Source organism: Longimicrobium sp., from assembly GCA_036387335.1.
GTDB lineage: Bacteria > Gemmatimonadota > Gemmatimonadetes > Longimicrobiales > Longimicrobiaceae > Longimicrobium.
Map to the genome: position 1 here is coordinate 1 of DASVTZ010000026.1, position 19,571 is coordinate 19,571.

Annotated in this window: 18 protein-coding genes; 6 read left to right on the forward strand and 12 right to left on the reverse strand. The window is 63.5% G+C overall.

Going from position 1 to position 19,571, the window contains the following annotated elements; translation table 11 throughout:
• Window positions 1-226: 226 nt before the first annotated feature.
• Window positions 227-700 (reverse strand): histidine kinase dimerization/phospho-acceptor domain-containing protein, encoded by a 474-nt coding sequence (locus tag VF647_02145; GenBank protein HEX8450865.1) that lies wholly within the window; start codon window positions 698-700, stop codon window positions 227-229.
• Here VF647_02145 and VF647_02150 point away from each other — a divergent pair.
• Both VF647_02150 and VF647_02155 read left to right on the forward strand, forming a co-directional pair.
• Entirely contained in the window at window positions 689-937 is a 249-nt protein-coding gene (locus VF647_02150) for a hypothetical protein (GenBank protein ID HEX8450866.1), read from the forward strand. The two genes, VF647_02145 and VF647_02150, sit on opposite strands and share 12 nt — an antisense overlap.
• Window positions 938-987: 50 nt before the next feature.
• Complete coding sequence (locus VF647_02155; protein HEX8450867.1) at window positions 988-3,129, forward strand: beta-propeller domain-containing protein; 2,142 nt, start codon at window positions 988-990, stop codon at window positions 3,127-3,129.
• Here VF647_02155 and VF647_02160 read toward each other — a convergent pair whose 3' ends face one another.
• On the reverse strand, window positions 3,130-3,351 hold the full coding sequence (locus VF647_02160; GenBank protein HEX8450868.1) for a hypothetical protein: 222 nt from the start codon (window positions 3,349-3,351) through the stop codon (window positions 3,130-3,132).
• 58 nt (window positions 3,352-3,409) lie between these two features.
• Between VF647_02160 and VF647_02165 the strand changes: the two genes are divergently transcribed.
• Window positions 3,410-3,919, forward strand: coding sequence for a hypothetical protein (locus VF647_02165; protein ID HEX8450869.1), 510 nt, complete (start codon window positions 3,410-3,412; stop codon window positions 3,917-3,919).
• A gap of 124 nt (window positions 3,920-4,043) precedes the next feature.
• Here VF647_02165 and VF647_02170 read toward each other — a convergent pair whose 3' ends face one another.
• The 3 genes from VF647_02170 to VF647_02180 form a co-directional block, all read right to left on the reverse strand.
• Window positions 4,044-4,943 (reverse strand): NYN domain-containing protein, encoded by a 900-nt coding sequence (locus VF647_02170; GenBank protein ID HEX8450870.1) that lies wholly within the window; start codon window positions 4,941-4,943, stop codon window positions 4,044-4,046.
• 282 nt (window positions 4,944-5,225) lie between these two features.
• On the reverse strand, window positions 5,226-5,537 hold the full coding sequence (locus tag VF647_02175) for a hypothetical protein (GenBank protein ID HEX8450871.1): 312 nt from the start codon (window positions 5,535-5,537) through the stop codon (window positions 5,226-5,228).
• A 261-nt stretch (window positions 5,538-5,798) separates the two neighbouring features.
• A complete protein-coding gene (locus tag VF647_02180) occupies window positions 5,799-6,179 on the reverse strand; it encodes a hypothetical protein (protein HEX8450872.1) in 381 nt (126 codons plus the stop codon).
• Between the two features lie 497 nt (window positions 6,180-6,676).
• Here VF647_02180 and VF647_02185 point away from each other — a divergent pair, with 497 nt between their 5' ends.
• The gene (locus VF647_02185; protein HEX8450873.1) at window positions 6,677-7,882 is read left to right on the forward strand and encodes a CHAT domain-containing protein; all 1,206 of its coding nucleotides are present in this window, start codon (window positions 6,677-6,679) and stop codon (window positions 7,880-7,882) included.
• 2,655 nt (window positions 7,883-10,537) lie between these two features.
• Here VF647_02185 and VF647_02190 read toward each other — a convergent pair.
• Both VF647_02190 and VF647_02195 read right to left on the reverse strand, forming a co-directional pair.
• Window positions 10,538-10,711 carry a hypothetical protein gene (locus VF647_02190; GenBank protein ID HEX8450874.1) on the reverse strand — a complete coding sequence of 58 codons (174 nt, stop codon included), beginning with the start codon at window positions 10,709-10,711 and terminating at the stop codon, window positions 10,538-10,540.
• A 153-nt stretch (window positions 10,712-10,864) separates the two neighbouring features.
• Complete coding sequence (locus VF647_02195) at window positions 10,865-12,391, reverse strand: hypothetical protein (GenBank protein HEX8450875.1); 1,527 nt, start codon at window positions 12,389-12,391, stop codon at window positions 10,865-10,867.
• A 510-nt stretch (window positions 12,392-12,901) separates the two neighbouring features.
• On the opposite strand from VF647_02195, the gene VF647_02200 reads away from it, so the two are divergent.
• Window positions 12,902-13,780, forward strand: coding sequence for an HNH endonuclease signature motif containing protein (locus tag VF647_02200; protein HEX8450876.1), 879 nt, complete (start codon window positions 12,902-12,904; stop codon window positions 13,778-13,780).
• Between the two features lie 265 nt (window positions 13,781-14,045).
• The gene (locus tag VF647_02205) at window positions 14,046-14,330 is read left to right on the forward strand and encodes a hypothetical protein (GenBank protein HEX8450877.1); all 285 of its coding nucleotides are present in this window, start codon (window positions 14,046-14,048) and stop codon (window positions 14,328-14,330) included.
• Window positions 14,331-14,552: 222 nt separating this feature from the next.
• Here VF647_02205 and VF647_02210 read toward each other — a convergent pair whose 3' ends face one another.
• The 5 genes from VF647_02210 to VF647_02230 form a co-directional block, all read right to left on the reverse strand.
• Entirely contained in the window at window positions 14,553-15,026 is a 474-nt protein-coding gene (locus tag VF647_02210; protein HEX8450878.1) for a hypothetical protein, read from the reverse strand.
• A gap of 405 nt (window positions 15,027-15,431) precedes the next feature.
• Window positions 15,432-17,390: a DNA topoisomerase (ATP-hydrolyzing) subunit B gene (gene gyrB / locus VF647_02215; protein ID HEX8450879.1), complete on the reverse strand. Its 1,959-nt coding sequence runs from the start codon at window positions 17,388-17,390 to the stop codon at window positions 15,432-15,434.
• A 131-nt stretch (window positions 17,391-17,521) separates the two neighbouring features.
• The gene (locus VF647_02220; GenBank protein HEX8450880.1) at window positions 17,522-17,869 is read right to left on the reverse strand and encodes a DUF721 domain-containing protein; all 348 of its coding nucleotides are present in this window, start codon (window positions 17,867-17,869) and stop codon (window positions 17,522-17,524) included.
• 156 nt (window positions 17,870-18,025) lie between these two features.
• A complete protein-coding gene (locus tag VF647_02225; protein HEX8450881.1) occupies window positions 18,026-18,460 on the reverse strand; it encodes a hypothetical protein in 435 nt (144 codons plus the stop codon).
• A gap of 255 nt (window positions 18,461-18,715) precedes the next feature.
• Entirely contained in the window at window positions 18,716-19,489 is a 774-nt protein-coding gene (locus tag VF647_02230) for an HNH endonuclease (GenBank protein ID HEX8450882.1), read from the reverse strand.
• Window positions 19,490-19,571: the final 82 nt, after the last annotated feature.

The following is a 19,571-nucleotide window of genomic DNA, read 5'->3' on the forward strand; positions in this document are numbered from 1 at the left end:
ATCCTGTTGTCGCTTGCAGAATTTTGGGAGGCGGCGGAGCCTTGCAACAATTCAAAAGATCGCGCTCCGCGCTGGTCAGCGCCTTCGTCTGAAGGACCGATGCGCGGCCCGTGGTGAGCTCGGCGAGGGAAATCCTCTCCAGCTGTTCGCGGATCTGTTCCCAGCCTGCCTCCGCGGTTCTCCGCGACTCGGATCAGCAGGTATGCGAGGACGCATTGATCAGACCTCAGGGGGTGCCGCTGGCTGGACTGGATGCGCAGCAGGTCGCCGCGCTGCTCGGCGGTGATGGGGCCGCGGTTCCCCACTCCATCAGCTCCGCGTAGCCGCGGATGGCGTTGAGCGGCGTGCGCAGCTCGTGGCTCATCACCGCCAGGAACTCGCTCTTGGCGCGGCTGGCGCGCTCCGCCTCGGCGCGGGCGCCGTGCTCCGCTTCGAAGAGCCGCCCCGCTCCACCGCGAGCGCCGCCTGCTGCCCCACCGCCAGGAGGAACGCGCGCTCCTCGGGCGAAAAACGTGCGCGGGCCGTCGAAGGAGAAGGAGATGACGCCCACCGCCTCGCTGGCCGCCACCAGCGGGACGAACGCGGCGGACGGCACGCCGACCGCGTTCCACACGGGCGCGATGGGCGGGAAGCGCGCGTCCAGCCCCTCCGGCCCCTCGCGCTTCTCGATCCACACACCGGCGCGCGCGTGCGGAAGCATTCGGTGAGCGGGCTGCGGAAGTCGAGCGCCTGCCGCCGCACCCCCTCCTTCATCGGCTCCGCGAAGCCGACCGTGCGCAGCAGCAGCAGCAGCAGCAGCAGCAGCGCGTCGCCTTCGGGAGCGCGTCCGGCCAGCGCCCCCGTCTTGGCGCCCAGCGCGTCCACCATGTCCGCGACCACGACGGTCGCCACGTCGTCCGTGTGCATGCTTCCCCCGGCCGGCCGTCGTACAGGATAGGCGGACGGATGCCGCCGGTTCCGAGCTCAACCCTCACCCGGAGGATGCCAATGCGCCCATCTCTCGTTCTTGCTCTTGCAGCGCTGCTCGCCACGGGAACCAGGGCAGCGGCACAGAACCCGGGAGCCGCGGCCCCCGAGCGCACTCTCCAGCCGTTCCGCTCCGTGGCGGAGCTGCGCAGCTTCGTGGCGGAGCTCGCATCCGCTCGCCCCAAACCGGCGCCGGCGCCGGCTGTTTCTCCGAACTCGACCTGTCCCACGCCGCCGGCTCCCACGGCTGCGCGAGTCACGATCACCGGACGGGTTACCGGGGAGGACGGCAAGCCGCTGAGCGGCGTGCAGGTGCGAGTCGCGTGCGACGCCGCGGCCGTGACGAATGGGGAGGGACGCTACACTCTTTCCGCTTCCCCGGGCACCCGTGGCGTCACGGCGTCCATCGTCGGCAGGACTACCCGGCACGCTTCCGTCACCGTTAAAACGGGCGAGGCCGTGACGCTCGACTTCGTCATGGCTGCTGCACCCGTCGCGCTCGAAGGGTTGGTGATGGCCGCGGGCGTTCAGGTGATCACGAACAACCAGCACCAGGGGGTGGACGAAGGCGGGATCGTGAAGACGCATGGCGACCACCTGGTGATCCTGCGCAGGGGGCGCCTCTTCACCGTTCACGTCGGCAACGCGGAGCTCACCCCCGTCTCGTCGGTGGACGTCTTCGGCCCCGGAATCGACCCCGAGGACGGCTGGTACGACGAGATGCTGGTGTCGGAAGACCAGGTGGTGGTGATCGGCTACAACTACGGCGGAGGGGGGACGGAGATCGGCCTCTTCGGCATCGACGACGCCGGGCGGCTCCGCCACCGCTCCACCTATCACCTGCGCTCGGACGACTACTACTCGTCGCGCAACTACGCCAGCCGGCTGGTCGGGGACAAGCTCATCCTCTACACGCCGCTGGACCTGCCGCTGGACGAAACCGAACCGGCCGACTGGCTGCCGGCGCTGCGCCGCTGGCACCCCGGAGCGCAGGAGGGAGAGTTCACCCCCATCGCCACCTCCACGCGCGTGTTCCGCCCGGCGCGTCCGCTTGCGGGTGGCGTCGATGCGGCACTGCACACGGTAACCACGTGCAACCTCCGCGGCACCGGAATGTCGTGCGAGGCGACCGCCGTGATCGGGCCGAGCGGGAGCGTGTTCTACGTCTCGCCCAGCGCGGTGTACGTATGGACCACCACCTCGCGCCGTGGGGACGAGCGGCGGGGCGAGTCCGTGCTGTACCGGATGCCCCTGGACGGGTCCCGCCCTTCCGCGTTGGGGGTGGCCGGGAGCCCGATCGACCAGTTCTCTTTCCTGGAGAGCGACGACCGCCACCTCAACGTGCTGGTCCGCTCGGATGGCGGCGGTGCGCGGATGTGGTCCGCAGAGAGGGGCGCGGGGGCGCTGGCGTTGCTCCGCATTCCGGTCGCCGACTTCGGAGACGGACGACAGGACGCAACGGCGTCGCGGTACCGGCGGCTTCACGGCGCGGGCTCGGGCGCGCTGCAGAACCGGTTCGTCGGGAACTACCTGCTCTACGGTGTGGGCAACGGGTGGGGCGATCCCCGGCGGGCGCGAAACGCGGCGGTCTACGTGGTGCCCTGGGCGCGCGCGAGAACCCCCGTGCGGCGCCTCTCGCTACCCCACGCGGTGGACCGGATCGAAGCGATGGGCGGCGACGCGCTGGTCGTGGGTGCGGACGCGCACGACCTGCACTTCACCGGCGTCCTCCTGGCCGCGGTCCCGGAGCTGGGCGCCGGGTACACGAGGCGCGGCGCGGCGCAGGGGGAGACGCGGAGCCACGGCTTCTTCTATCGTGCGGATGGCCCCGAGAACGGCGTGCTGGGGCTGCCGGTGCGCCACGGCGGGGAGGCGGGAGTCGAGCAGCTGGTGGAAGGATCCGCCTCCATCGTCTTCCTGGCCAACGACGGCGCGTCGCTCCATGAGCTCGGCGAGCTGGCCGCCCAGCCGGAGCGCGCGGTCGAAGACGACTGCGTGGCCTCATGCGTGGACTGGTACGGCAACGCGCGGCCCATCTTCTTGCGAGGCCGCATCTTCGCCCTCATGGGCTACGAACTGGTGGAGGGCGCCATGCGAGGAAACCGCATCCGCGAAGTGCGCCGCACCGACTTCACCCCCCGCCGCGCCACCGCCTCCCGCTGATCAAAGTTCGTCGACGGGTACCCCGTTCCCTGCGCGGATCTCCTGCAACCCGCGGCTCGCCTTCTCGAACGCACCTGGGATGGAATCCAGAACGGCCACTACCGAAGAAGGGTCTCTCGCCGCCTCGTCCGTGGTAGGACGAGGCGGTGTGCCGGCGAACTCGCCGAGATTCACATGTTGGCCGTCGGGCAGCAGCTCGGTTCGCGTTCCATCATCGACCACGGACCCTCCTCCGCACGGGTGCAGGTTTGGTGTTACTATGTAACTTACACCGGATACGGTGAGCGTCGGGTTGGGCGCTGGGATCCGCGTGTGTAGGATAACTTCGTGGACACTCACCGAGGAGGGCATCTTGGGCGAGTCGGCGAACGCTAGGGGGAGGATCGAGTCGGACCCACAAGGAGAGGCGGACAACGGCCTACATGGTGGCCCGTCTCCCCTGCAGTGCTTCAACGAAGAGACGGTTGCAGCTCTTAGAGACAGTGAGCAGGGGCGTGGAATGACGCGGTTCGAGTCAGCCGAAGCGCTCTTCGAAGATCTCGGGATTCGCCACAACCCTGACGATATAATTGATCAAACCGGAAGGCTCCGACCGCGCGTGGTGGAGCGAATTGGACGCGAAGCAGTCGCCGCCGCCGTGCGCGAGCTCAAGGCGGCCGGGTGTGATGTCTACTACACGGACCCGGCATTCCCAGGGTATATAATCCGCGAAGCCCCGGACGGTTCTCGCGAACTGCTGGAGGAGGATGCGGCTGGCGATTTCGGCGTCCGGAGCCAGGAAACGAGATAAATACGGCGAGAACCGCTCATGCAGTTCTCGCCGTTTCCTCTATGGCTCTATGTGAGGCGCAGTTCCCGCGACCTCACATAGACCAGCTTCTTTACTAAACGGGCGTCCTCTGGCATCGCTCACTTCACGATTTCAGATCAGTCCGGACACCCTCCCAGAACCCTGCTCGAATCGCCCTCCGATCTCCTTCTTCCAGCACAACCCCGAAATGTGCCGAGGCAGCTCGCAGCAAGGGGCCATCAACCGTAATTGGAAGTCTGGGCTGTCCTGCAATGACAGCCGCGATAGCCGATGCCTCGTTTTTCGATTGCCAGTCCGCAGCGAACTTAGTCCCAAACGCCTTCCAATCGTCGGGACCGATCACACCGGGCTGCGCAGCGCCGGCTTGGACCGAACCACCAGCCGCGCTAAGAGCCGTTGGAACGGAGGTGGGTGGGATCGAGCCTTGCGCCGCGGGCGCTCCAGAAGTTGGCGCGAGAGTTCCCCCGGCTATCTCTCCCAGAAATGCCAGGCACTCTGTCCGTGAAAGGATAATGCGATCATCGGCTTCGCGAACGAGTGTTTCGGCCTGGTTTCTCCTCCCGACCGGTGACTCGATCCCGATCAACACGACGGCGACGCCAAGTTCCTGAGCTTCTGCCACCCCTTCACGGACGTCCTCGTCGCCACTGAGCAGAAAGATCGTGCGAACGGCGCCGTTGCGTGGAAGGACGATCAGATCCCGCACGATGCGCGAATCCACGCCTTTCTGCCCGCCGTGCGTCATCCTTCCAAGCCTCAGCTTGATCCCCCTCTGGTCGGCGAGGCTGTTGTGTTCGAAGGTTGGGAGCGCGTTCGGAGCCGCATCGTACCAGTACGTGCGGAGGTATTTCTGCCCGGAATGCTTCGCACACAGCTCTGCCAGCTCCACGTTCACCCTCGAAGCGTCGAGCCGCAGCTCGCGGCGCGACGTCGTTCCATAGCAGAGCTCGCCGGCTGCCGCGTAGAGGTACCCGGCATCCACCATGATCACGAACTGATCCATACCGACCCTCTGAGCGAAAAAAAAGCGGGTCCCCCGAGGAGACCCGCAAACGGGGCCGTAAGGCCCCAGCAAATGTTACTCTGCGAATATAGCCGTTTCCACCAGGCTCGTCAACTCACGGTAACCGCGCCGCAGACATTCCTGCGCGCCAGGAACAGACACTAATTCGCGAGCAAGCGACGCGCGATTGTCGTTGCACAAAAGTTCTTAGACAGGTTTGACCTAAGTCTTTAGACAGCGGCCACGAACCTGTGCGATCACGGTAGGGGATGAGGGAGGCGGTCATGCGGTGCCTGTCTCCCTCAAGAGCATCTGCGATACGTCTGCGTACATCTCCACCTGGGTACCACGCGAAAAGAACAGCGGCGGCTTCAAATCGTGTTCACGAGCGCCCGAGAACGTCCTGAAGAAGGGGTCGTTGATCGCGCAGATGATCGGCCGCGCCTCGTCTGAGAACTGATCCGCTGTCAGATTCACGTCGAGGTCACCGACGCGGAGCCACGCGTGCGTCTGGACTGCCCCCAATTCGTGGGAAGTCCCCAGCGGGATTGCAGGGTCAGCGGCGCGTTCAGCATTCGCGACCAGCCGAGACATCGGCCCTCCTGATTCATACAGGTGGCGCGCGAAAAAGATGCTCGAGAGCTTGCACCAACCCCGTGGGAACGGCGCGGCCATCGAGTGCGCACCTTCCGCGGAGTACGCCTCAAGTGCTCGGCGAAACCGAACAGCCTGATCGTAGAGCCCACCCTCGATCACGGTCCAATCCACGCCCGACCTCCAAGGTTTGCGTCATCGGAGGTGCCCATCATCAGCTCCACCGGCCCCGCCGCACATACCATCGTGCTCCAGGTGGAGCTATCGTGGCGCGGCCTGCTCCTCAATATAGGGCTTTAGCACGCTGATGAACCACCACAAGCCGAAGGCATCTGGAAGCGGATCCGCTGTCGGATCGCCAACCTCCTCAAACGCATATCGCAGTCGGGCGAAAGCATCCCTCGACTCGTCTAGCACCCCGGGTAGCGACAGGTCCCGCCCGGGGAGAAACCGGTCGAGTACGCCGTCTGGACCAGAGCTGCGGATGCTCTCGTACCGGCGCTCCAGTTCGGCTCGGTCGTCTGTCGGCAAGCCATCGAAGAGCCTCTTCAGGTCGTGGCCCCAAGGCCACCGCCCGCCGCTACGTGCAGCACCAAGGACCTTCAGATACAGTTCCGCCGCGAACGCCAGGTTCGGCGTCACAGCCTGCCAAGGACCCCGATCTCCCTCGAGGTAGGCATGCACCCCCAGTTGGCCAAGATTGCCGCCTCGGTCCATACCATCCTGTGCGCCAATCCGGGGCCGCTCCAGCGTTCCCGCTCCCAAGATCTGTTGTTTCTCGGATACGGAAGTCGCTGGGTCCCGGCGTTCGCCTCGATGAGGTGCGAGTGCGTCTGATGTGAGGGCACTGGCGAGGTGTTGGGCCACTCACCCGCAGAGGAGGGTTCGGCTCAGTCTGAGCATAGCGGGCTGTCAAATGATGCGGTTGGTAGCTCGAGATCAGGTCCGACTGGTGCAACTATCGTTTCCGACCTACTGTTGGTGGTATGCGTGTTTCAGGGATGTGCGAGCCTCGAGTAGCTTCGGGCAAGAGAAAGGTAGAAGTGAGTTCTCGCGGACACCTACGTTCACTCGGCTAGCCAACTTCGTGGCCCCGATCCGGCCCAACTCACGGGCACGTGCATACATTAGGGAACTCGATGAAAGTTCTTGCACTCTTTTCAAATCCACCCGACCAGACCCCCCTCCGTCTCGACAAGGAGGACAAGATCTTGGTGCGGCTTGCGCGTGAGTTCGCCTCGACAGTTTCACTCGTGCGTCAGCACGCATCAGAGATCGAGGACATTCATAGCCTGTTGATCAATGGCGACTACGATGTGCTGCACTTCTCGGGGCACGGGGATGCAGATGGGTTGTGTCTTGACCAGGGGGATTCGGAGCGGAGTGAAACTGTTAGCGCCGCACGGGTACTTAGCCTAATTAATCTCTCGAAGAAGCAACCGCTGGTTAGCGCGTTCTTAAGTTGCTACTCAGCAGATAATCTTCCCATCCTAGCCGACAGCGCGCCGTTCGTAATTACCTCACGCGGGGCAGTGTCGGACCAAGACTGCTTGATCTTTGTTGAAGGGTTTTACGAACACCTCTTTCGCCAGAACTCTGTTAACGCGTCGTTCGAGCACGCACTTACCCTCATGCGGGCGCGGGGTTGCGGAGAGCAATGCTTCACACTATCGAGGCGGCACTTGGTTCGGCGAAAAGATAGCGTCTACGTCGAGAGCCGGCCGTCCTCGACGCACGACCCTGTTATCATCAACCTCGACGCGGTACGGGATTCCTTAGGTCGCTTCGGCCTCTCTGAGGAAGAGATGTGCCATTTGCTTGCACGAAAAGTGGTCATCCATCATTGGATCTTCGACACCGCACGTGACGACGCAGTGTTACCGATTGGTCGGTTGCTGTTTGGTGTCTTCTCATGGACCAACGCCCGTGACGTGATTTACTGCACGAAGTTAATGAAACTTCGCGCCGACGCGCCTGCGCTCGCTTGGCAGGTGTGGTCACGCTTGATGTCCACTTACAATGATCTTGCGGCTTGCCGCTATCGAAGTGCGCAGCGTCCGAGTGATCCTAGTTCGTCCTACATGCTAGAGGAGGCCGTCGCGCTCTTTCAGCACCATGTTCTGAAGTACATGGAGCCCGCTCGGCATACGCTAGTTCAACTGAACCAGGAAGAGCTCCTGCCTCACCTCCAGATGGCCATTACCCAGGTAGAAACAGCCTCCGACCAGTTGGCGCTGGGCCGGTTCCGCGAAGTCGTCCTATCGCTGGAACTCGCATTAACAAACTATCATACCGTGGCCGACGGGCTTCAGCCCCCTGAGGACGTGTCACCAGCGGCTACGTGAGGTGAATTGATGGAGAATACATACGACTTAGCCGACTACGTGTCGTTCCATACGGGATTGCGTCCGGCCAGCAAAGTGACCCTGCTTCGGCACATGGCGTCTGCGATGTTTGAGCGGCGCGGGCTCTCTCGCGATCAGATCGAAATCATTGCGAACAGACTTTTAGAGCGCGAGGACGTTCTAAGTACCGGTATAGGATCTGGCGTCGCAATACCCCACGCCGCAGTGGAGGTGGACATCTTGAACGATTTCCACCTGGGTGCCTTTTATGCTGCTACTGCGATCGATTTTGACGCCCTAGATGGTAGGCCGGTCTGGGTTTTTTTCTGTCTTGTGGGTCCGAAGGACAGACACGTGGGACGGTACGTGAAATCCATGTCGCGGCTGAGCAGGGTCTTACGCCGGGGGGGATGGGCGATAGAGCATCCTCCCGAACATCCGGAAGCTTGGGAAGCTCTGATAGCAAAGCTGTTGTGCGAAGTGTCCTACAAGGGTCCACTGCGTTAGCCAAACGGTAGGGCCCGGAGTCGTTCCACCCCGCCCACCTAGTAGTGGACCGAAAGAGTTCGTGCGGCTCATCTTCGGTCCAGGCTCAGCTCGGCATTACGCCCGTCATGATTAAACGCCACTTCGTGGCGCGCGCGAGGCGGAGGTCGGTGTGGTCGCCTAGTCTGGTCAGCCATGGCCCCGATTCGCCTCCCACAGTGGGGCCCTCCTCAAGGCGAGATCTCCACCTTCCTTGCGGAGGAGTTCGAGTCTCCTCCTATCTTCCAAGGCGAAGCTCGCGGTGAGCGCATTCTTGACCGCGCGGTCTTCACCCCGCGGGCGTGACCGCAGGGTTCGGCATGGCCGCATCTGCGGTCGGAGGGATGAGGGCGACTCGCCGCAAACACCCGGCGTTCTTCCTTTGGGAGGCGAAACGTCGTTCCGCGAAGTAGCGAGGCCGAGCTGGGCGATGCGTCTCTGGGATGTGGGGCACAGTCGCTGAGGGTGCGGTGCGGGGCGTCCTCCAGCAAACGCTCTCTACGCCCCCTCCGAAGATCCCCAGGAGTAACATCGCCAGAAAGAAAATGAGGCTGACCCGCTTTCATACGGAGGTGCTCGGCGCCACGCTCGCCAACTCCGCCGCACCCGCTTGCTCCGAGTCACCGAGCGAGAGGCATTGGTGAGCGCGCGGTCCGGTGGCTCGAAGGATCCTTCGAGCCACCGCCTAAGTGGGTTGGACGTGCGTGCATGATGTGGGGCTCCGCCATGTCTGCGGCTTCGTCATCCTGCTGGTGGTGACGATCGCCTTGCTGGCGTCGTTTGTCAGAGGGTTGTTGGACTCTCCTGAACGAACTGCTCCCGCATATGAACACGGGGCTCATCGTTGGGTTGTTCTGGCTCCTCTGGGTCAACACACTGACGATGTGGGGACACGACTAATTCACCCCTCCCGTCCTGTTTACCGACACACGCGGGGAACTTTCGCACTTTTGGGGTTTTTCCCTGTAAAAGAGATAAGCCACTCGGACAACGAGCACCATCCCTCTCCAGCACTCGCCAAGAGGTAACTGATGCCGCGCACACGACGAGACGGACAGGTAATCGCCGCATGGATCGGCTTCTTCGCAGTTATCGTTGCGGCTCTGATCGGCTTGGCGGATAAGGTTCTGCCACCCCAGGAGCCGAGTCGATCGGACCCGCAGCGCACAGTCACCGATCCTCAAATTTTGGACGGCAAGCGCGGAACTTTGGAGCCCCCTTCGGCGGGTCCCAAGGCCGATTCTGCCCTACCTCCCCAGGTACAACGCCCGAAGCCGCCCGGTGAGATTGCGAGTTCGCTCTACCTTCCCGCCGGGGTCACATTCACTTACGTGTTCTTCCAAGAACATGGGCCAGAGAAGTCTTCTCCGTGCAAAACGCACGACGCAGTGCCGCCAGGGGAGTTCATCGCCCGTTTTGAAGATTACCGCGAAGCCGCGAAGCGAGAGAACGTGCGGATGATTGTCACAGCCCAAGGAGCATCTACAAAGGATTGGCTCCAACCCGATATCCGATACCGTGGGCATCCGCTGAGAATCGCCTTCTACACGTGCAACGGATTTCCTGCACTCGGTGCTGAGGTCCCACTCAGCGACTAACCGACCCAACGTTCGAGGCGCCATCTACACCGAAGCATCCGCGACACCACTACCAGTACGTGGTGTTCGCCACGAGCGAGTTTACCAGCGAAGCGCAACGGTACGCATTCGCACACGACATCCACCTGCTCCCCCTCCGCAGGTCCGCGTACCTCCGGCCCATCGTGTCCTCCATCTCTCGCGCAGACCACGCTCTGAGGGAGGGGGGACTCGTCCGGCCGCCGCGACGCGTATTCGGTCGTGGCGGGGCGGAAGACGGTCTCCGGCTTGCGGAACTGCGCGCACGCGTCGGTGACCTTCTTCGGCACGCTCCGTATCCGGCGAACGCACCCGGTGCGCTCGAGCGCACGCTGTGGGAATTCGTAGAAGCCTGCGCGAGCCTCGACGGGGCAGTGTTAGGTATGGCCGCAGGGTCCTTCCCTGTTTTCCTGGTGCCCGAGCCTGGGACCCGGGTAGCGGAGTTGGGCCCTGCGCTGTCCGTCATGACCCGGTGGGACGACCGCGCCTGGTACATCGAAGACTGTGCAACCGGTCAGCGCGTGTTCTCCTTCGACCTGCAACCGAGATCTTCCGCTTGTACGCGGAAGCGGGTGCGCTGTCGGCGCGCCGTGCACTCGACCTCAAGGGCGAAGCCCTCCATGAAATCCAGGGAGTTTACACGGACGAGTTCGGCGAACTGCGCCTCCGGCGGTTGCGACTCGGTCAAGACTGGCTCGCTGAGGCACGCGCGCGCCTGGATCGATTACCCGAACCGGCTCTAAGACGCTGGAGCGTTGTGGCGCGCAATGTTTGGTGTAGCGCATCCGCGCCAATCGCGCCCGCGGTTGTTCCACTCGTAAGGCCGGGGCGGTGACCGGCCCTACCCCGCTGTCGAACTCCTAATCTGGTTCTGGATTTCTTCCGCTCTCGCTCGCACCGTGGCATCTTTGCTGTGACTGAGGTGATCGAACATATCGTATGCGCCCCGCCACTCATCAGCGTCCTTCAATGCCCCCATGACCGCGAGCAGGGCATCAGAACGTCCGGTCGACTCAAGGAGTTGTGCCAACTCTTTCCAATGGTAGATACCCTGCTTCACTTCGTCCGGGCGTTCGTCAAGTTGGTTGACGAACGCGTCTACAAAGTCTACTCTCAACCCTAAGCCCGCTGTTTTGAGCGCCTTGGCAGAGCGCGACGTGTACATGCCATGGGCGTTATTCGACACGTTGATCACGTACTGTGCACGGAGCGGCCCGGGGAAGCGTGAGGCGACCTCAGGGGGGAGACTTTGAACACTGTCAATCGCGGCGTTCGCCGTAGTGAACGTACCCGATGCGGCGTCCTTGACGAGGTGCTCGAACAAAACTCCATCCAAGCGCGCGGATCCGACGCGGAGCACCTGTGCGGTGGCAACCTCGTCGAGCTCCCGTGAGGTGATCAGATCACGGACTGCCGCCTGGTGCAACTCGTCCGCCTCTTGCGCACTCACGGCATTTTCCGCCAGCCACGCCCGAGCCACTTCCCGTGCCGGAGCCAGTTTTAGGTTGCGCCGGACCAGGCCCAACGCGCGCTCACGCCCCAGTGAACCCGCCAGAGCGATGCCAGCTGGATCTTGGGTCAGAACCCACAGCGTGTCCTCCGTCGTGTTCTGGTCCTCGATCAGCTTATCCATGTAGCGCCAGGCAGAGCGTCGAACCTCTTCGCCCGCCAGCAGCATCCCTCCGAGGAACAATCTGACGTTCTCGTGCTCGATAGTCCGCGTGCGTGGGCCCCCGCCCGCGGCACCGGCAAATGCCGTTGCCCGTCGTACAAGTTCGTCGATTACCTTTTGGCTCAAGGCATTCAGCAACGCCGGACTGAGAATCGCCAGCTCTGTCTTCACTGTCGCTCGGACACTCTCCTGATCTCCTGGGTTGGGGAAGAAGTGGGGCCCGGCTAGCCGGACGAGTAGTTCTGTGACGCCAACCATGCCGAGGAGACCTTCTCGGCTCATGACTAGGTCAATCACCGTCGTGATGGCATCGCGCGCCTCTTCGGCCGTCCCTTTGTGGCCAGAGGGGTGCGCACAAAGATGCCTCGCCTTCTGAACCAGCCTCAGCTTCGTAGCCTCAGAGGGTGTCAACAGAGTCGCCTTCTCGCACACGTCGATGAGTTGCCCCTCAAACGAATCCTGGTTCTGGAACTTTTGGTTAATCTGTACGTGTCCCGTCTTCGTGTTCGGATCACTGGTGCCGGTAGTGGCCACGCGTTCGAGCTTCTGTCGAAGATCATCCATGCCGGCCGCGACGCTGAGCACGACCGCCGCGCGGTACGCACCCGCGTTGTAGCAATTCACCGCTTCGCGCACGTAACTGCGCCCTTCCATATCGGGGATGGTCAGCAGAAGCGATTCGAGATCACGGATCATTGGGAGGCGTTGTTGAGGGCGAGCATCAGGTGATCGTGCGATCTTACGCGCAGTCACCAAGCGACGCAAGAATGTCCGGATGGGAGGGCTGCTCTCCATCATGGTGACGCCCGTGTCCGGCAGGCGAGTGGCGCGGCGGGTTGCCCGCGACGTGAGTGTTTGGGTAGTTTCCTCGATCCCTTAAGCGTGGCTCAGCGCGCTCGCCCTGACCGATTCGGTTGCCTCCGAACATCTCTCTCCGCCGGTCTCCCGGACATTTCCAGTGTTGCGAGTGTGGAGGATCTTTGGCGCGTTCTCCACTCTGGAGGCGGGCCCGGTGAGTTAAGTGGTGCTGTCTGGGTCGGCGGAGCGCCGACGGTCGTTCGGCCGCACCCCGTGGTGCAGGATCGGAGTGCGGCCGAGATGTGCGGGGCACACCGTTTGGCTTTCTTCCCGGTGCTCCTGTGCTTTTGCGGGTGGCCCCTCCAGCATACGGCTCCACGCCGCCGTCCGCAGATCTCCAGGAGCAACGTGGCCAGAAAGAAACTGAGGTTGAGCCGCTTTTACGCGGAGGTGCTCGGCGCCACGTTCACCAACTCCCGTTGGTCCTGGGGCGCGATCGACTTCGCGACCGGACGCCTGTTCCTGCGGGTGTGGAAGGACCAGTTGGAACCGATAGAGGGGCGAGAGCACGTCATGGTCTTGCGGGCGGTCCCAACCACGGCCTCCCCCGGGTACCGGGAGAGGGAGCGGCACCTGGCGCTCCTCGAGGAGGGCGTGCCCGGCTACGGTGTCGTATGCGTGGCGCGGGATACCGACGTGGACGCCGGCCGAACGATCCGGAGTTACAACGACCGGGAGCTTCTAGTCCTCGGCAAGCTCGTGGTCCGCCCCGAGGGGCGTTATGCGGAGGTGGTCCGCCGAGTGTCGCTGGAGGAGCTGGAACGTGCGGAGGGGGGGGCGGCCGATCTGGAAGAGGACATCCGTGCGATCCGCCGCAACCGCTCCCTCCAGGTGACTGAACGCGAGGCATTGGTGAGTGCGCGGTTGGGCCAGGGGGTGTTCCGGACGCAGGTGCTGGCGCGATGGGGCGGTCGTTGCGCGGTGACGGGCAGTGCGACCCAGGTGGTCATCCGCGCATCCCACATCAAGCCGTGGCGTGACTCGGATAACGAGGAGCGGCAGGACCCCGAGAACGGGTTGCCTCTGGTGGCGGACCTGGACGCGCTGTTCGACCAACGGTGGGTCACCTTCGGTCTCGACGGCGAACTGCTCGTGTCCCCGCGCATTCCAAAGAAGGAGCGGACGCTTCTCCGTTTGGAGGGACTCCGCCTTCGCAAGCGACCCGGCCCTCTCACGTTGCAATATCTTGAGGAACACCGGCTGGCGGCCTTCCGGACGCGGTGGTGAGGGAGTGGGTAGTCGGCACTCGGCCTCGAAAGCGTCCCGCTACTTGGTCCACCGCAGAGATGATGTCGACGGTGAACTCGCTCCAACCGTGATCGCAGTCGAGGGGCGTCTGCGCAACTTGGAGATTCACCACTACATGGCTCGGTGCGACGGTAATGGCGGATACGCCACTGCCTGGGCACTTTCCCTCTGTTCGGGGCGTAACTCCGATGCGGAGAGGGATTCACGCATCAAGCCGCACCCATCCAGCTACCGGAGGCATCCCATGAGCGTGTCGGTCGGAGAACTTCTCGCCTGGGCGGGCGGGCACGAGAACGAGGAATGGACGACCCTCTGCGAGAAAAAGCCATTCAGCTACCGAGTTACCGGCTCAGGCATCGAGTACACCCCACAGACCGGCATACCCCGCAACGTGCCCAAGAAGGAGATGGAGTCGTTCTGTGCCGAGTTCAACGAGATACGTTCGTTCTCGCCGGGGCAGTATCCCAACCGCCGACACAAGTCGTACTCCCTCCCGCTGATCAAGCGGTTCCTGAGCGAGCGCGGGTAAGCAGAGGGACACCGGCCGCGGCTTTCACTCCAACGCCACAGTCGCCGCTCCATAACGAGTACCGGTGTGTTACGGCTCTTTGGCGCAAGAGTGCTGAGCGCCGCAGGACGCCATCGCCCGCGAGACCATGTCTGATCCGCGCCAAGCCCGCTCCCGTGCGGGGCTTTCTGTTTGACACAGGAGTGCTACACCTCAATCGGGCACCCACTCCGGGTGCACCGATCACACCGTCCAATCCCAGATCTGCGGATCATCGGCACGACACTGAGGCGCAGTGTCCGCGCAATCACAGGTCAGGCTGAGACGCCTCCACAGTTCGTCGAGAGACACCCACCGAAAGTCCGTGGCGACTTGGGCGAACTTTTCGGCGCTGAAGGGAACATCGCGTCCGTCTAACACGTGAATCCCAGACCTGACCTGCCAATAGACGAAGAATCGGGCAAAGTCCTCGACATCTCGGTAGCGCAGGGTCTCGCCCGCTGGCAGGTGTGCGTCGACGTAGCGCACCCACCGCTCCTCGCCCATCGCATCAATTTCGGGGCGACAACCCACAAGCCACGCCTTCAGGAGAGTGGCGGCGTCGCGCGCGTGCAGAGCGCCGAGTGCGAACTCGGGGTAATACGGAAGGGCCAGGTTTTGAAACGGATCGGGCCAGTAGATGTATGGATCTTCTGAGATGACTTCGAAGGGCTTCATTACGCAATGAGGCTGACAGCGCATCCGCACCGTGAACGGGTGCCAGTTATGAGCTGATGTGGACACGGAATACTCCGAACTACTTTTGAAGCGTTTTTGGCACACGGCGACGGAGACACGCCCCCGCTTCGAACTCCTCGTCAACCCACAAACACAGTAGCTGACCGTTCACCGGCTTTGCACACCCGCGCTGGGTTAACTGTTGAACGCCGCGAGCGATACGGATTTCCAGCACAGCATACTTCGCCGGTGGTAGAGGGAGAGCGGGACAAATTGCGCACGCAGCCAAGAGGGGCCAGGGGAATCCCCCTGGCCCCTCTCGGTTTTCTGTTGTCCAGGGACTTGTGTCAAACCGCGGAACTTAGGTAAACCTGTCCATGGACTTTTGTAACGCGACAACCCAATTCAAACGTCCAGGTTCTTCACGTAGCGCGCGTTCTCCTCGATGAACTGCCGCCGCGGCTCCACCTCTTCGCCCATCAGGCGGGAGAAGACCGAGTCGGCCGAGACGGCGTCCTCCATCTCCACCTTGAGGAGGGTGCGCGTGTCTGGGTCCATCGTGGTCTTCCAGAGCTGCTCGGGGTTCATCTCGCCGAGGCCCTTGTAGCGCTGCACGTGCACCCCCTTGGCGTCGCCGTCGGCGCCGCGGTAGCGGCCGATGATCTCGTCGCGCTCGGCGTCGCTGTAGGCGTACTGCTCCTGCTTCCCCTTCTTCACCAGGTACAGCGGCGGCTGCGCGATGTAGATGAAGCCGGCGTCGATCAGCTGCCGCATCTGCCGGAAGAAGAAGGTCAGCAGCAGGGTGCGGATGTGGGAGCCGTCCACGTCCGCGTCCGTCATGATGATGATCTTGTGGTACCGGGCGTTCTTGAGGTCGAACTCGTCCTCGCCGATCCCTGAGCCGATCGCCGTGATGATTGCGCGGATCTCCTCGTTGGAGAGCACCTTGTCGAAGCGGGCGCGCTCCACGTTCAGGATCTTCCCCTTGAGCGGGAGGATCGCCTGGAACTCGCGCTTGCGTCCCTGCTTGGCCGACCCGCCGGCGGAGTCGCCCTCGACGATGTATAGCTCGCCGATCTCCGGGTTGCTGCTGGAGCAGTCGGCCAGCTTGCCGGGAAGCACGCCGGTCTCCAGCGCGCTCTTCTTGCGCGTGAGGTCGCGCGCCTTGCGGGCGGCCTCGCGGGCGCGGGCGGCCTGGATCGCCTTCTCGATGACGGCGCGGCCGACGCCGGGACGCTCCTCCAGGTACTCGCTCAGCTTCTCGGCCACCACGCTCTCGACGGCGCCCTTGACCTCGCTGTTCCCCAGCTTGGTCTTGGTCTGCCCCTCGAACTGCGGCTCGCGCACCTTGACCGAGATCACGCAGGTGAGCCCCTCGCGGACGTCGTCGCCCGAGAGCGACTCCAGCCCGCCCTTCTTGAAGAGTCCGCTCTTGCGCGCGTAGTCGTTGATCGAACGCGTGAGGGCGCTCTTGAAGCCGGTGAGGTGCGTGCCGCCCTCGTGCGTGTTGATGTTGTTGACGAAGGTGAACGTGTTCTCGTTGTACCCGTCGTCGTACTGCATGGCCAGCTCGATCTCGGCCTCCGGGCGCGAAGCCTCGATGTAGACAACCTCGGGGTGCAGCGGCTTGCGAGTGCCGCGCAGGTGCTCCACGAACTCGCGGAGGCCGCCCTCGTAGTGGTAGTCGTCGCGCTTGGCCTCGGCGCCCTCGGCGGTCGGCCGCTCGTCGGTCAGCGAGATGCGGATCCCCTTGTTGAGGAACGCCAGCTCGCGAAGCCGGTTGCTGAGCGTCTCGAAGGAGAAGACGAGCTCCTCGAAGATCTGCCCGTCCGGCTTGAAGGCGACGGTGGTGCCGGTCTCGGCCGACTTGCCCGTGACGGCGATCTCCTGCGTCTTGTCGCCGCGGGAGAAGGCCATCTCGTGCACCTTGCCGTCGCGCCGCACGGTCACGCGCGTCCACTCGGAGAGGGCGTTCACCACGGATACGCCCACGCCGTGCAGGCCGCCGGAGACCTTGTACGAGCCGCCTTCCTGGTTCTCGAACTTGCCGCCGGCATGCAGCGCGGTCAGCGCCAGCTCCAGGCCGGACACCTTTTCGGTGGGATGGATGTCGACCGGGATGCCGCGGCCGTTGTCCACCACCGTGATGGAGTTGTCGACGTGGATGGTGACGTCCACGCGATCCGCGAAGCCGGCGAGCGCCTCGTCGATCGAGTTGTCCACCACCTCATAGACCAGATGGTGCAGCCCGCGCGCGCTGGTGGACCCGATGTACATTCCCGGGCGCTTGCGGACGGCCTCCAGCCCCTTCAGGACCTGGATCTGGCCGGCGTTGTATTCCCTGGCCTCGATGTTCGGAGCCATGGCCTCTCGTGTGCTGGGGTCAGGCATTCAGACTATGGAAGTAGTACACCGAATGGGGGCCGAAGGTTCGGGAGAAACAGTGCGGGAGTGCGTGAGTGCGTTAGTGCGCCGGGCGTGAACGCACTCACGCACTAACGCACCAACGCACTTCCCCTCCCTTCCCCGTTTCCCATCACGAACACCAGCTGCCTTATCCGCCCGTCGCCCTTGCCGGCGTTGATGCGGCGCATGAGCTCGCCCTTCATCAGGTTCAGCTCCATCAGCCACGCGCTGGTGGAGACGGCCACGAAGAGCGTGCCCTTGGAGACGCGCAGCGCCTCGGTGACGGCCGAGATCTGCGGGCCCACCTTGTCCGTCCATTCGGTGACGATGGAGGCGGCCTCCACCTTGGGAGCGAGGCCGGAGCGGTCCAGGAAGCGGCTGACCAGGTCGCCCACGGACTGGGGCTGGCCGGCGTTTGGATCGCGGGTGCGCTTCACGTTTCGAAGACCGGGCGAGGCAAGGGGTGCGGACCCTTCAATCTAGCACCTCGGCCCCCTCGGGAATAGGGTGAAAATCCGCCGAAGGTACCCCAACGCACCACGGCCCCGGGCGGGTGCCCGGGGCCGTGGTGGGGGCTTCGCGCGCCCGGTGCGTCAGTTCTCTTCCGTCAGATCGGCGAGCAGGGCCCCGGAGATCACCTCTCCCTCGTTGACCTCGTCTTCCATCGCCTTGCGCAGACGCGCGATCTGCGCCTGGTTCGCCCGGTAGAACGCCACGTTCTCGGGCGCGATGCGGATGGTGCCGAGCACGTCATCCTGCTTCCCCCCGCCGTCGATCACCCCCTGCGCCACCCCGGCCTGGAAGAGCACCCAGCTCGCCACCACCTCCTCTCGCGTGGTGAGCCCCGTCCGCTCCACCGCGGCGCGAAGGGCGGGCTGCGCCTCCACCCTCGCCACCTGCTCGTCGATCGGCAGGGTGCTGTGGGCCGCCTGGCCCGGGTCCGTCCCTTCCACCAGCGCCAGGTTCCGCTGCGCGGCGATCACACGGCGCACGAGATCCATCGTCAGGCGGTACTCCGCGGGCTCCACGGACTTCGCGGCGGCCTCTGCGTCGCGGCGGGCATGAACCCTCCGGCGATCCCGGGCTCGGTGCGGGGACGGGCAGTCTGGGCATCGCAGGCGGCGAGCGCGGCGACAGCACACAGGGTGAGGGGAAAGTACTTCATGGATCCTCCAGGGTGGGGGCACTGCGACAACGAAGATCGCCAATCTAATCTGATTTGCTAAAAAGGAAACATCCTTATTTGTGGCGCCGCTTATTCGCGCAAGAACTCGCCTTCCGCACTATCCCGCTCCACGACTGGAACTCCACCGAGCTTCCAGGTACTCAAGTCGCGGCTGGCTGCCATCCACACGGGGACGCAAAGGAGCGCCGTTCAGCTCCCAGTACGGGGTCCCCTCCAGCACCTCGTCGAGCACAACCACGAGACGCGAGGGATGAATCCGAAGCAGCCCCGCGTCGAATAGCGTGTGAAGATCGGAGCGGAGCAGGAGCCCGTTGCCAGTGTCGTTCAGCCCAGAGTCTGAGTGCCAAAGAATGTGCGCGCACTCCAATACCTCCGAAGGGCCCCAGTCTGTGATGGCGCACCTGGCCCCGTAGAGATTCAATAAGTTCTCGCGAAAGCGCCGCTGGCCCGCGCGCACCCTGCGCGCGAATTCCTGTAGTTCCGTGGGGTCATCATTCGGAGCTTGGCCGAAATCCTTGTAGATCACCGGAGCACCTGACGAATCGACAACTTCAATCCGGTTCAGGTCATCACTCCAGCGAAGGCGTGGGTGCAATGAAACGAAAACAGCCTCCCTCGCGACCTTCGGAAGAAGAGTACGGCGTCCGACCCCGCCATTCGCCTGGTTCAGGAGATCCACGGCTCGTGCCACTGCGCTACGCGTCAATACCGTGGGCTGGCCCCTCAGCCTTTGGATGACGATCCGATCATCCTCCACCAGCTGGATTCTGTATTCACGTCCTATTTTCATCGACCAAAAACTCTTGCCCGCGTGCATTGCGATACGTGCGGCGTCTCTCACTTGCCTCCACGACTCATCAGCATCCAGCATTATGTCCTCCCGACGGGTTTCATGTTTTGTGCGGAGCGGTCCTCGTCTCACGCAAGCAGAGCCTGAGCAATAAGACCCACTG